The organism is Pseudoalteromonas sp. bablab_jr010, from assembly GCF_016464105.1.
Taxonomy (GTDB): Bacteria; Pseudomonadota; Gammaproteobacteria; order Enterobacterales; family Alteromonadaceae; genus Pseudoalteromonas; species Pseudoalteromonas simplex.
Window position 1 is genome coordinate 93,772 of sequence record NZ_JACDWV010000078.1, and the last position, 12,642, is coordinate 106,413.

15 protein-coding genes are annotated in these 12,642 nt (G+C 37.0%); 3 read left to right on the forward strand and 12 right to left on the reverse strand.

Annotation, left to right across the window (positions count from 1 at the left end; translation table 11 throughout):
- Nucleotides 1-44: 44 nt before the first annotated feature.
- Nucleotides 45-3,197 carry a M1 family aminopeptidase gene (locus JIG37_RS07190; RefSeq protein WP_348535076.1) on the reverse strand — a complete coding sequence of 1,051 codons (3,153 nt, stop codon included), beginning with the start codon at nt 3,195-3,197 and terminating at the stop codon, nt 45-47.
- Complete coding sequence (locus tag JIG37_RS07195) at nt 3,191-4,060, reverse strand: ABC transporter ATP-binding protein (protein ID WP_138618928.1); 870 nt, start codon at nt 4,058-4,060, stop codon at nt 3,191-3,193. The genes JIG37_RS07190 and JIG37_RS07195 overlap by 7 nt, the downstream gene beginning before the upstream one ends.
- A gap of 303 nt (nt 4,061-4,363) precedes the next feature.
- Between JIG37_RS07195 and JIG37_RS07200 the strand changes: the two genes are divergently transcribed.
- Nucleotides 4,364-5,875, forward strand: a complete 1,512-nt coding sequence (locus JIG37_RS07200) for a sensor histidine kinase (RefSeq protein WP_244664370.1) — start codon at nt 4,364-4,366, stop codon at nt 5,873-5,875.
- Nucleotides 5,868-6,536 carry a response regulator transcription factor gene (locus tag JIG37_RS07205; protein ID WP_166338578.1) on the forward strand — a complete coding sequence of 223 codons (669 nt, stop codon included), beginning with the start codon at nt 5,868-5,870 and terminating at the stop codon, nt 6,534-6,536. The genes JIG37_RS07200 and JIG37_RS07205 overlap by 8 nt, the downstream gene beginning before the upstream one ends.
- On the opposite strand, the gene JIG37_RS07210 is transcribed toward JIG37_RS07205, so the two are convergent.
- From JIG37_RS07210 to JIG37_RS07220, 3 genes are read right to left on the reverse strand one after another with little or no spacing between them, the layout of a single operon-like run.
- Entirely contained in the window at nt 6,533-7,132 is a 600-nt protein-coding gene (locus JIG37_RS07210) for an SGNH/GDSL hydrolase family protein (protein ID WP_138599233.1), read from the reverse strand. The two genes, JIG37_RS07205 and JIG37_RS07210, sit on opposite strands and share 4 nt — an antisense overlap.
- Nucleotides 7,132-7,656 carry a DsrE family protein gene (locus JIG37_RS07215; protein WP_054554021.1) on the reverse strand — a complete coding sequence of 175 codons (525 nt, stop codon included), beginning with the start codon at nt 7,654-7,656 and terminating at the stop codon, nt 7,132-7,134. Before JIG37_RS07215 ends, JIG37_RS07210 begins: the two co-directional genes overlap by 1 nt.
- Nucleotides 7,657-7,703: 47 nt before the next feature.
- Nucleotides 7,704-8,168 carry an NAD(P)H-dependent oxidoreductase gene (locus tag JIG37_RS07220; RefSeq protein WP_199529064.1) on the reverse strand — a complete coding sequence of 155 codons (465 nt, stop codon included), beginning with the start codon at nt 8,166-8,168 and terminating at the stop codon, nt 7,704-7,706.
- Nucleotides 8,169-8,244: 76 nt separating this feature from the next.
- Between JIG37_RS07220 and JIG37_RS07225 the strand changes: the two genes are divergently transcribed.
- A complete protein-coding gene (locus JIG37_RS07225; RefSeq protein WP_268795054.1) occupies nt 8,245-8,394 on the forward strand; it encodes a MerR family DNA-binding transcriptional regulator in 150 nt (49 codons plus the stop codon).
- Between the two features lie 86 nt (nt 8,395-8,480).
- Here the strand turns inward: JIG37_RS07225 and JIG37_RS07230 are convergent, their stop codons facing one another.
- From JIG37_RS07230 to JIG37_RS22835, 7 genes are all read right to left on the reverse strand, one after another.
- Nucleotides 8,481-9,329 (reverse strand): immunity 49 family protein, encoded by an 849-nt coding sequence (locus JIG37_RS07230; RefSeq protein ID WP_199529065.1) that lies wholly within the window; start codon nt 9,327-9,329, stop codon nt 8,481-8,483.
- A 164-nt stretch (nt 9,330-9,493) separates the two neighbouring features.
- Nucleotides 9,494-9,703 (reverse strand): T6SS immunity protein Tdi1 domain-containing protein, encoded by a 210-nt coding sequence (locus tag JIG37_RS22650; protein ID WP_244664371.1) that lies wholly within the window; start codon nt 9,701-9,703, stop codon nt 9,494-9,496.
- Nucleotides 9,696-10,181 carry a GAD-like domain-containing protein gene (locus JIG37_RS07235; RefSeq protein ID WP_244664372.1) on the reverse strand — a complete coding sequence of 162 codons (486 nt, stop codon included), beginning with the start codon at nt 10,179-10,181 and terminating at the stop codon, nt 9,696-9,698. Before JIG37_RS07235 ends, JIG37_RS22650 begins: the two co-directional genes overlap by 8 nt.
- 278 nt (nt 10,182-10,459) lie before the next feature.
- The gene (locus tag JIG37_RS07240; protein WP_199529066.1) at nt 10,460-10,906 is read right to left on the reverse strand and encodes a hypothetical protein; all 447 of its coding nucleotides are present in this window, start codon (nt 10,904-10,906) and stop codon (nt 10,460-10,462) included.
- Nucleotides 10,907-11,023: 117 nt separating this feature from the next.
- Nucleotides 11,024-11,512, reverse strand: a complete 489-nt coding sequence (locus tag JIG37_RS07245; protein WP_199529067.1) for a hypothetical protein — start codon at nt 11,510-11,512, stop codon at nt 11,024-11,026.
- 32 nt (nt 11,513-11,544) lie between these two features.
- Nucleotides 11,545-11,871, reverse strand: a complete 327-nt coding sequence (locus tag JIG37_RS07250; protein WP_199529068.1) for a hypothetical protein — start codon at nt 11,869-11,871, stop codon at nt 11,545-11,547.
- A partial coding sequence (locus JIG37_RS22835) for an RHS repeat-associated core domain-containing protein (protein ID WP_280517212.1) occupies nt 11,868-12,642 on the reverse strand: 775 nt, incomplete at its 5' end. The genes JIG37_RS07250 and JIG37_RS22835, both read right to left, overlap by 4 nt.

Below are 12,642 nucleotides of genomic sequence, written 5' to 3' on the forward strand. Positions count from 1 at the left end.
AATACCCAAGCCACAGTGTTTTACAACCTGTGGCTTTTTTGTATTTATACTTCCAAAAAAAGCTTATTAATTAAGTCTTTCTCTTGTTCATTAAGTTGTTCTTGCAACGCTCTAATAAAATCCATTGACGTTGCTGGTCGGTTAGGAAATGCATATTTTTGCCATACTGATTTTAAAGCAGCCACAATCACAGCATCGCCAATTTCATTTCTAAGTTTTGCAAATACAAGAGTAGCTTTGGAATACTGATCGTAACTTTTTGATGAGTCTACCAACGCTTGCTTTGTCGAAATATCTAGCCGAGAAGCTTGTTGATATCGCTGAGTTTCATATTTGACTAATGCATTGACAGCCTTTTTTCCGTATCGTTTTTCAATCACCACAAGCTCTACATATTTAGCTAATGATTCAATCAAAAAAGCGCTATCTTCAGGAACACTATTGCCAATATCATGACCAAACCATTGATGAGCCGTTTCATGTACTGCACGGCGGTAGCGTTGATCAAAACCTACGCCTTCACTTGGTTTAGCTCTAAAACCGACCTTATTATCAATCAACATGATTTCAGGTAATGCATACCCTGTCCCACCAAATCCTGTTGCGTCGATCAAACTGAGCTTTGAACCTTTGTACGCATTAAGATTATTATTAAACCAAAAAAGCGTGTCACTCATAGCTTGTAAGTTAACTTTTACGGCATCTTTATTAGCTTCTGTTGCACTTGATTTAGTAAAAACCTGTAACTTCACACCCTCATAAATTAACTCAGTTGCTGCAAATGGAAATGACAACCAAGCAGGTAAGTTGTTAATTGGCACTGTCGTCTGAAATTTAAAAACGGCTCTTTGCCCTTCAACAATATGCGCTATTTTCTTCCCCTGTGAAACGACCTGATAACCTAGGGCGGTTGTAACTTTGCTTTTCATGGTGATGCGTTCATAGTTATATGGTACTTGGTATGTTGCATTAAAAAGCTTTGAAGGCGGTGTTTTAACATAGAGTGGAAGCCCATAATCTAACCTTAACTGCTCGTCATCTAATTCATAGTTTCTTTGATACCCAAGCGTCGGTAATAGCGGAACTGAACGAATATAACTAAATTCAGGCGTTATGATTTGATGCCCTTGTGTAGGCCATAACTTGGCTTGCTTTACTACAAATTGCGTTTTAAGTTGCCTTGTTTCGAATGGCTGAAGTGCGGATTTAAACTCGTAAATAGCTTGGTTCATTGATGGATAAAATGCGACTTGCTCAGCTCCTTCTATTTTAATATCTGCCCATTGATAGAAGCCTGCACGACCTATCAATACCTGTTTTATTGGTTTTTTGTGAGGGTTAGTAAATGAGTAGGTTAAGTTAAATTGGGCTAACTGCTTATAAGGATAGAAATCTATTTCTGCATCGATATGACTCACTTTTGGCTGAGCTTTATGTTTCCAATCAGCAAACATTTTTTCATAATTTGCTTTAAATATTTCTCGTTTATAAGAGTTACTTAATGGCTTTTCTGAAATTAAATTAGTATGTAGCTGCCAAAATAAATTGATAGCCAAAACTGCAGGTATTAACAGCCAAGCATCTTTATTTTTAAGTGCCCTACTGCCCATTCCTGTCCCGCGGTGATTAAAAGCCTGACTAACAAGCACAACACTAAGTAATAATACTAGCCACGCGCGGACATAAGGCCAGTAACTACTTAAACTTGCTCGATATCCCCAAAATTCATTAGCCGGCTGCAATGGTGTCCAAGCTACACTCCAAAACGTGTGTGTTAGCCCCAAATAAGTCATTACTGGGGTAAATTTAAGTAACAAAATGGCAAACACCACTAAAGAAGCAACAAGCTCTGAGCGCAATAAATTATAAATACATACAAATATCGAAGCAATAATAGCTAGCGGCAGTCCCATTAAAGCTAAGGTATAAATAGCGTGATAAGCGTCAAAGTCACTGCCAATAAAAAGTTCAGCTAACGATGCACCAACAAAACCTATTAACGAAAAAACAAACACCAAACTCACTATTGCCAATAATTGGCTATGCAAAATCGAAGCAGTCTTAATAGGCGCTGCCGCAATTATCTCTGCTATTTTATAGTGCCTAGCATGACAACTAAGTTGCCAACTCCATAGAGCCATCAGTAAACAACCGAGCAATATATACATATCAAAGGCATATTGATTAACAGCATCAATGCTAGTTGCTTTAATAACACTCATTGGTTCTGCATACTGAGAAGAAGATGCAACACTATTGAACACTAACCCTAGCCATAAAAGTAACAGAATAAGAGTTATAGGTTGTTTTAATATATTTAAAATTGCAGCTTTATATAGCTCGAATAGAATCGAGCTTTGACGAAATGTAGGCTTTACCGTTTGAAATTGAGTGTAAGGCCTAAGGTCAGACTCAATACATTGTTGTTTGGGTTGCTTTGTCCTTGCATATACTTGGGGGTGCGAGCCAACAGCATGAGTAAAAATAACAATTGCTAGAGTAAAACAAATAAAGCGATTAGTATAAAAAGGCGTATTTTGCGACTCGCTAAAACTTGCTATTACCGTTGTATAAGCAAATGGGTCTAACCAAATAAATAGCTGATAAAACGTTTCGTTTAGTACGCTACTTCCTGCCAAAATTGGATTACCCGTTATACTCGCACCGAACAAATAAGCAATCCAAACACTTGCAAAAGCGGCGTAGATAATCATTGAGCTTCGAAACCTTTGACAAAGCCAAAATGCCAAAGCAATAAGTAAAAAACAGTTTATGAGTAGAACAAAACCACTATAAAAAACTGTATAACCAAGTATTTGCCAACTAAATCCATTATTTTGAAAATGTACGTAACTCATAACCAACGTACTGCTTAATGAAACCATCATTAATAGACTTACAAAACCACCTATTCGAATATAGTTTTTTTGTTTTGAACTTACTGATGCAACAGCAATAATTTCGTCCATATGAAAGAGGTGGTCACGTAAGAAAATTGCTGGCGATAATGCTCCAACCAATAAAGCCAATTGCATCATGTGTAATGACACTAAATGCAATTGATAGTGCTGTAATGGGTCAACATTACTTGTTGCAAGCCCTGAAGAAAGTGAAAATGCAAAACTTGGCGCAATAAGCAAGCATACCCAAACTATTGGTTGACGAAAAAGATACTTTAACTCATTGATTATTAGCACAATTCACCTCTTCGAGATTTTAGTTCAAAGAAGTACTTATCTTGTAATGATTCTGCAGCCAAAACAGCCCCTGTAGTTGGGCGCTCTGCGGCATAAACTCGAAAGACGGGCTCACCATATCGATAACTTTGGCTCAGTACTAAAGCGTCTTTGGGCAGTGCGCGTGGCAAAGCTTTTAATACCCATACTTTACCTTTGAGTTGGTTTACTAAGGTATCGATATGGCCACTTTGGATCAGTTGACCACCTTTAATCATCGCCACAAAGTGACATTGGTTTTCTATGTCTTCCACAATGTGTGTTGAAAGCAAAATCAGTCGATTCTTACTCATTGAAACTAATAAGTTATTGAGACTCTCTCGCTCTGCCGGGTCAAGCCCAGCAGTAGGCTCATCTAAAATGATTAATTTAGGATCACCCAACAATGCTTGAGCAATACCAAAGCGCTGTTTCATTCCCCCTGAAAAGTGACTGACTCTTTTATTTGCATGCTGAGTTAAGTTTAATGCAGTAAGCAGGTCATCAATCTGTTGCTTTGTCTTTTTAGATTCAAGCCCTTTTAATATGGCGATGTGTTCAAGTAATGCTCTACATCCCATATGTGGGTAAACACCAAATTGTTGTGGTAGATAACCAAGTTGCTTACGTAACTTGTCAGGGTCTTTTAATATATCTAAGCCACTAAACTGTATACGGCCAGAATTAATAGTTTGCAGGCATGCAAGAGTTCTCATCAAACTAGACTTGCCAGCGCCATTTGGCCCCAGCAACCCTACCATGCCGCTGGGTAACTCAATGGTTATATCGTTAAGTGCTTGAGTTCCATCAGGGTATGTTTTCGAAATATGCTCAAGTGTTAGCATTTATTGGCTCCTTAATTAGCACAAATCTAGATTAAGGAATGGCAAAGCTCGCTGCTACGAAGTAATGATCAATGAGTCAAGTTTGATGATGAAAGCAAAATTTCTTATTTCGTCATCAAAAAAAGAACTTTCATCAAGATGTGGATGAATAAAGAAATAAAAACGTTAAGCTAAATCCATTATAACGCTTAATCAGAGTATTACTCCCTCAGTTTCCACATTATTTAGAAATTAGGGTAATATATAAATGTTCGAAAAAACAACAGTGTACGTTGCAAAAATAAAAACTGAACGGAGTAGATTTTGCTGGCAGCTATTAGCTATTTATCATCACTTAAAAACACAAAAAGCATGGTTGCTCTACTACCATTAATCGCTGCGATACTACTTGAAAGTCATATTCGCTATCTTTCGCTGAGAATTGATTCACCCAGTACTTATCTAACAGTAAATTTACAGCTAATATTTGAGTGTATCCCTTTCTTAATCGCTCACTGGATGGCATCACAGCATTCTTCAAAGCAGGCTTCAATATGGTGGTTATCTGGGTTTATTGGTTACCCAATACTCATTTATCTGTTAAGCAACAGCTTGCCACTTTATGATAAATGGCACTACTTACAAGAGCAATGTTGGTTACTGTGCAGTCTAGCAAGTTTACTTTGGCTTTCATCCCAACGCTTTAAGAAGAACCAAAAATCCAAATTAACCAGTTGGATGAGCTCTTTGTTTACATTAAATAAAGTTGTTTTTGTTATATGTTTTGGCTGGGCCTTTGTCATGGCTGGCATACTCAACAGCCATAACGAACCTTTGCTAAATCAACCCTTTGCATTGATATTTGATACTCAAAAGCTACTTACAAACTATAATCAATTTATTTGGTATTTTTCTCAGCTTTTGGTCTACGCAATTATTGTACACGGCACTTTTTTATTTAATCGTTACATTTTAATACGTCAATTCTTAGCCAAGCATGGAGTGCTCATTTTTGTATCTGCATGCTTAATTAGCATGGTTGTTTTAACACCATTACTTGCCGCTATTGTGCTTACATTGCCTGTTAATGACTTACCCTCAAATGTTGCCAATCTAACTCCGGGAGGCAACCTAGACATTATCAATAAGTACAATTATCAGTTTATGTTTTTATTTTTAAGTATCTCTACACCCATTATCTTGGCGTTTGAACGCCAGCAGCACCACCATAAATTAGAAGAAATTGCCAAACAGCAAATAAAAACAGAACTAAAGCTATTACAGCAGCAAATTAATCCGCACTTTTTATTTAATACTTTAAATAACTTATATGCACTTGCATTAACAAAATCAGAAAAGACACCTGAATTGGTATTACAGCTGGCTGACTTACTGAGATACACCGTCTATGAAGGGCAAAAACCATTCGTTCTACTCGAAAAAGAGCTAAATTACATTAAAAACTTTCTTGAACTGCACAAGATAAGGCATGCAAATAACTGTAGATTTAACCTAGCATGGCCTGAAACTAGTCACCCTCTTTCTATAGCGCCACTGCTTCTTATTATTTTAATCGAAAACACCATAAAGTACGGTGTTGAACACGCACAAGAAAACGCTGAAGTAACGATAAAACTAACCTTAAATGGCAACGTTTTAACGTTATATTGCGAAAATAGCATTCCTCGCAAAAACAATAATGATAATTCAGGCATGGGGCTAAACAATTTAAAGCGCCGTTTAGAGCTTCTATATCCAGAAAAACATACTTTATTAGTGCATAATAACAATGGACTTTGGCAAACCACCCTCTCTTTGGAACTATCAAATGATTAAAGCAATTATTGTTGATGATGAACCACTTGCTCATCAAGTAATTCTTCATCATTTAGAGTCGTATTCAGATATCAAAGTAGTTTCTCAGCATTTCAGCGCAAAAGATGCTTTGTACCAATTAGCAAAATCAACTATTGATGTCGTTTTTTTAGATATAAACATGCCAGAGTTGTCAGGGTTAGAACTCATTCAATCACTCGCTAACCCGCCTCAAATTATCATTGTGAGTGCTTATGAAGAATATGCACTCGCAGGTTACGAGCTAAATGTTACTGATTATTTACTCAAACCTGTATCTGCACAACGTTTACAGCAAGCAATAAATAAAGTCCGTGAACGTATTTCCCAAACGCCGAAAAGTAAAACAATCACCCTAAAAGTAGATCGCGAAAAACGCAAGCTTAGCTTAGATACAATTGAATACATTGAAGCGTATGGAAATTATGTAAAAGTGCACCAAGAAGACCAAACGATCCTCGCAACAACAACCCTAAAACAGATCTTAGAGCAGCTATTAGGCTCATTCACTCAAATCCATAAATCATACATAGTGAATAACAGCAGAGTCATAGCTGTTACGAACGAACATGTAGAGCTAGATACTGGTGATAAGATAAAAATTGGTAAATCATTTAAAGAACACAGCAAAGTATTACTTTAGAGACAACTTCTCAAGTGATCTACAAGTGTCTTATGCTGTGAGCTTGGCCAATGAACGCCTTCTGAAGAACATGGTGTTATTAATTCAAAGCAGTTAACGAAACAGCAGTTGTTGCTGTCAGCAACATTTTTAAACTCTTCCACTAACCGTTTTGCTTTTAGCTCTGCTCCTGCATAAATAGATTTATACGCGCCAACCTCATACACCGCTGGCGGGCTCAAAATTATTATTTTGGGTAATTCACGGTGCCGATAATAGTTTTTTATATCTAAAATAAGTGCTTCTAGTGCGTTGGCAATATCAACAACCGACAGCGCAAAACGGCGCTTTAAATCATTCGTGCCGAGCTGAATAACAATCACATCTAAATGATAAGCCGCTAGATATGGCTCTAGGTATTTAATGCCCAGTTTATCACCACTAAAAGGTGGGTCGTTCACCAGTGTACGATTGGGCTGGCCAGCTTCAATCACTTGGTAGCCGGCACCTAATTTAATACCCAGTAAACTAGGCCAGCGCTCATCGGCTGCAAAGCGTTTACCATCGACCGGCGAAATGCCATAAGTGTTTGAATCACCAAAACATAAGATATTCATTAGAATGGATTCAGTGTGTAACCTTGTTGCTGCAACTGTGCATGAGCGGTCATCGCCGATAACGCCATTTGCACACCAGGAATAAGCTGTTGCTGTTTTACCTTCATGTGCGTTGCAGACTGCCCACAAACATAAACAACGGTATTATGCGCTAACAATTGAGAGATCAATTGCTGATTTTTATTGTCACTGGCAAAGCGCTGTTTATAAAAACTGTTTTCCAGTACATCAACACTTGCGCCACCATGCACAACCAAAGCAAGTTGAATGTTCTCAGGCTTCACACCATGGGCTATGTGCATATTAATGAACCGTGCTAATGAGTTCATATTGTTATTCTGCGCCCCTTTTTCTGCCGCATCAGCTACATCAAATGCCACTTTAAAAACCGTTTGTTCAGAGATTTCTGCATGGTTTGGCACGTCATAATAATAACCAAAACCTTTGATCGCGGGCTCAGCTTGCTCTGCATGACTAAACGAAGATAACAAGGCTAAAGAAAAACCTAACAGTGTTGATTTCATAAAAGTTCCTGTTGCTTTTTACTCTAGCCTACCTTGTTTAAACGCGTTTAACTAGCATCAATATGTTGATGTGCTTTGAAGGTCATGCCTAAGTAATTAAAGGTGTTTTTAAACATCTCGATAAACGCGTTAGGTGCGTGAGCAGACCCTGCATTTGAGAGCAATGAAAACTGCTTTTCACGCAGTGTTCTCAGTTTTGGCCTGAGTGCGTCATCATCCATGTAGTCAGTGATCCGGTCTAAAAATGCTTTAAACTGCGGTGTGGTGTTATACCAATACACTGGCGATGCCAGTACCCAGTGTTGATAATTCAACAGCGCTTCAAATACCGCATAAAAATCATCATTTTTATATTGCTTATCGTAGCAATAAGGCGAGATAACATAGTCATCTAGACATACTACATCGCCGCCATATTGGGCTTTATAATCATTAACTTGTAAGCTTGTGTTACCCGTTTTTCGTGCACTTGAATAAATAATTACCGTGTTTGTTGTTGGTTTTTGTTGCATGACTATCACTCCTTTTTTATGATGTGTGCAGCGTAAAACCTCAAGCTAACTTTAGGTCAACACCTTGGAGCAAATTATGTCAGATAAAAAACTTATTGATGCAAACCTAGCGGTTGGCTTTGTGGCAAAACGCAGTGGTGTAAAAGTTTCGACCTTGCATTTTTATGAGTCAAAAGGGCTTATTCGCAGCTGGCGTAAAAAAGCTGCGCAAACCAACTACGGTTAAATGTAGTCAAACACTCATCATTTGAAATGCGTGCTTGTTTGTTTTTAGGTTTTTAAGGAGTTACTTTTAAAGCTTATAAGTGAATATTAAAAATAGGTTCCTTCGATTAAAAAGCGAGGTAGTGAATCACTTTCAACCGTTACAGTATTACCCATATCTCGCCACATACATGCCATGCCCAACAGTTGAAGAGGTAAAAATGATTCAACTGGGACAGTGTCTGGATCACTTGCATTTATCCAATATTTTTCTTGTAGCTGAACATTTTTTGCAAGCGTTTCATTGAAGTCAAACCCAATGTCGGTGGTGAGTGCTGCAAACGTTTCTAAATACCCCATTGCTATGCCTAATGCCCAATCGTTACCTTGATCTACTGCCATTTTCATACACTGGTTGAGTAACGATGGATAATTATCTTGCCTGTGATGGAAAGCTTGAAATACTTCGACTAACTTATATGAAACAGGCCCTGCTTTTGTGGCACTTTGTTTCATAATTTCAACGGGGAAGTTCGCTAAGCTATCCATACTTTCAGAATCGCGCGTGATCACAGCTAAAAAATAGGCATCAAGCCACTCCTCGGGGTTTGCATAACCCGCTTCGAGCATACCTCTACCGTTCCAAGTCACTGCAGGTAAATCGAATATCTTAAACGTTATGTCTTGCTCGGGATGCTCTGCGAGCTTCAAAAAAGCTGCGTACATTTTAGATGCATAGCGTAAACCTGATGCAGACTCTTTTTCTATTTCATTGGTTTGGACTTCCCAAGTGAGCCAGCGAGCTAAATCCAACCTATCTTTTGCACACTTTAAAAGGTTATCACGATAATCACCAAAGAAGTCTGGAGTTTCATCGATTTCTTCTCTAGGAAACTCCAATCTTTCATTTAGGGACACATTTTCAAACTTAGGAATACAAACCCTTTCTATTTTCATTTGTTACCCTGTTAATTCCCTTTAATCAATATCAAATTCTGAAATTTTAACTTCACTAACAGAAAAGTTATTATTTGTTATAGGGTCTCAATATATAAATATTTAATTCACCGAGGTATACTCAATTTAATATTACTTAGTTGAAATGATTAACCGCTACAGCGTTACTTGTTATGTAATTCATTAGACATAGCGACAATATCAGCCATTATGCGTTTCTCGCCCAATTCAGCTAGAAAATTCAAATGCTCAATCGCTTTTACTTTCTGCAAATTTTCAAGCTTATTCACACCACCAAGCGCCAACGCAGGAACGAATGCATACATTTCATCGGCTTCTAATGGGCCTAGGTTTTTTAATGCTTGCTCAAACAAAGGTTTTTTCGTTAATGTCTTTTTGATCAAATGACTCTTTTCTTCGAACTGCAAAAAATAAGTCAATTGAACGTTCCTCCCCTCGCTCCTTTAATTTTTCAGAGTAATCTGTTGGAAAAATCATTCCAAAGTTTGAATTAACATCTATACTCTGACCTGATGTTTTCCCCCAAATAAGTAAATTTCCAAAAGCACCGCGACCAATTACATAATATTTATCAACTCCATTGTTTTCGCGTTCAGCGAATTCGGTACCCTCAAGCCAAGTTTGTAAAATTTCATGGTAATCCTGTGGGTTAACAATCCAAAAAATGCCATTACCCCAGCCACAAAAACCATACTCTTGCCAGTATTCAAGCAAACGGTCAGGAAGTTTGCCTTTAAAAAATTCAAGCGTTTCATTGGTTGGCATTGTCGCTTTTATCGCGGGACCAAATCCCGCATAATTATAAAAATTATCAAAAAACTTATTCGTCATTCAACCGTTCTATTTCATCTGCCAATTCTTGATCCCATGAAAAATCAATATTGAATTCACCTGTTGGCTTTAGATTAAAAACAGCACGATTCCACTTGTTCGAATCATTTTCAGTCCTCGCATACAGCCCATAAAACTTAGTCTTATCTCCATAATTAACCTTCAAGTTAAACCTTTAAATTTACAGTATCTATCTCGTAATCAACCTTGTGCTCAACTACGAACTTGTAAGGTTTTTTACGTATTCTTAAAGCAGTTAGCATCAATCCAGCCGCAGGCTATTCCTCCACCTCTAAACGGTGACACTCAAGTGGAGAAAAATCTGTATTTTCAATCTTAATTGAACAATTCATATTAACTACATTCTGACTCAACAAAGAGAGTTCTAAGTCAAATGTCAGAGTTTGTGAATTAACATTCAGATTGTAGATATCTAAAAATGTTAACTTTTTAAAATCATGTGTAACTTTTAACGCTTCATCATACACGTTACATATATTTTTTCGTTTGATAAGCGCATTACTACCCGCTTCTAAAATCTCTAGTCTTAAACAAGGGTACTCGCTATCAGGATGAAATTTAAGCCAACGAAACAAATTGTCATTGACCCTTTCTACATTCATCTCAATAACATCAAGGCTGACATACGTTTTGTCATCATTACTTAAAGCGTCGGTACAAGAAAAAGTAAGAATCAAACAAACGCTAATAAGTAGCTGCTTCATCAAAAACCTAAAACGTCCATATTTTCAAGAACGTCGTAAAATATAAATTTAATAGCCTGCCATATTATTTTTATCCGTAGCTAATATTCTCTCCCAATATATCTAGGTTAAAATAACTTACTTTCCTATATCACATCCATCAATTTCCCGAAGTGTTTTTAATAAAATATCATTGCCATTTCTAGAGATGAAATTTGCATGTAAATATAACCTATCTTTTTCACTTTGGTAAAAGTCACTGTTAGAGATCTCTATTAAGTAACTTTTAACTAGTCTTGATTCAATACTTTTAGAGCTTTTAAAAAGCATTGAACCCACCAATCTACCTCTGGATTTTAAAGCAAAAAATGCCGAGAGATTTGCCATAAAATGAGTTAAATCGTTTTTAGTAATTTCTAAAGACTCTAAAAAATCTATGAAAACTCTATCGAAAATCTTAGCGTTGGTATTACTCATTCTCAAAAATGATTCTACATGGCCTCCAAAGTTTGCACCGTGATTATGTTGTTCAAAATCAGGGGTTTTTACAAAATAATTTTTTTCTCCACGAAAAAAGCTATTTGACTCATTTTTACCTATCGAAACTTCAAATAAATTTATAACCATATAATATCTCTATTCAATACTAGTTAGAGATTCTAATACTCAATTACTTCCTTGCTTATTTTATTATCATCTAAAAAGCTAAAAAATTTCTCTTCTGTGTCTAATTTATTTATTTTTCCAACTTTAATTTTTTCATAAAACCACTTTGTATTAGTGGCTTCAAAAAATTCATCCCAATCATCTAACTTAGGGTCATCTACAGCCATAGTTCCTCCCATTAGGCCATGTCCACATCCTTCTAATAACAAAACCTTATTATTTTTAAATGAGTAAGCGATCAATTTAGGCCAATCACTGCTATTAGTATTTTTTTTTTGCCTATGGTCCACTTCAGAAATTATGTAATAAAGATCTTTCATTCTGGTTTCTCTTTAATTATTTCAACACTATCAAACTTAATTTTTCTTCCATCTGCATGTAATTGTACTGCCCCACCATCGCCATATTGTGTATATGCCTCAGCGAAAGGTTCTAGTTTTGTTTCATCTGTATCACCTTTCCAATAAGGTATTCTAGCTTGTACTTCTCCATTTTCGAATAATTGTAATGTGTCAAACTCACCTCTTAAACGAGCATCACTCCATGAGCCATCTCCATTTTCATCAGGACCAAATTCATTACCTTTGATCTGAAATGCGTCACGAGCCTCTAACCCACTATTATATTTTATAAACCCAAAGTAAGTGGTTGGTGCAGAAAGGTTCTCAATTGTCATGGGAGCGAACTTATTAACTTTTCCATTATCATCTTTATACCTCATATACCTATACCCAGTACTTGCTATTGTTGCATCCGGGCCTGACGGTCCGACATAAAAATCAGGCTTTCCTTCCTTACAACTCAACCCAAACGGATCCACCCAATTAACCGGGTTCGGCGCATATTGGTAGTGGTTTATGCCGCCTACTAAGCCAATCGGGTCTTGGTTTATAAAGCGTTGTTGTTTGGGGCTGTAATAGCAGTAGCGGTTGTAGTGTAGGCCGCTTTCATCATCAAAATATTGCCCTTGAAAACGTATTGGCTGAGTGAAGCTGTTTTCTTCATTAAAGTCAGCATTAGCTTCTGGTTCTTCATAGCCGTACACATCAGCATGGTTTTGCCATACAACTTCTGCGTTATTATTTGTAACA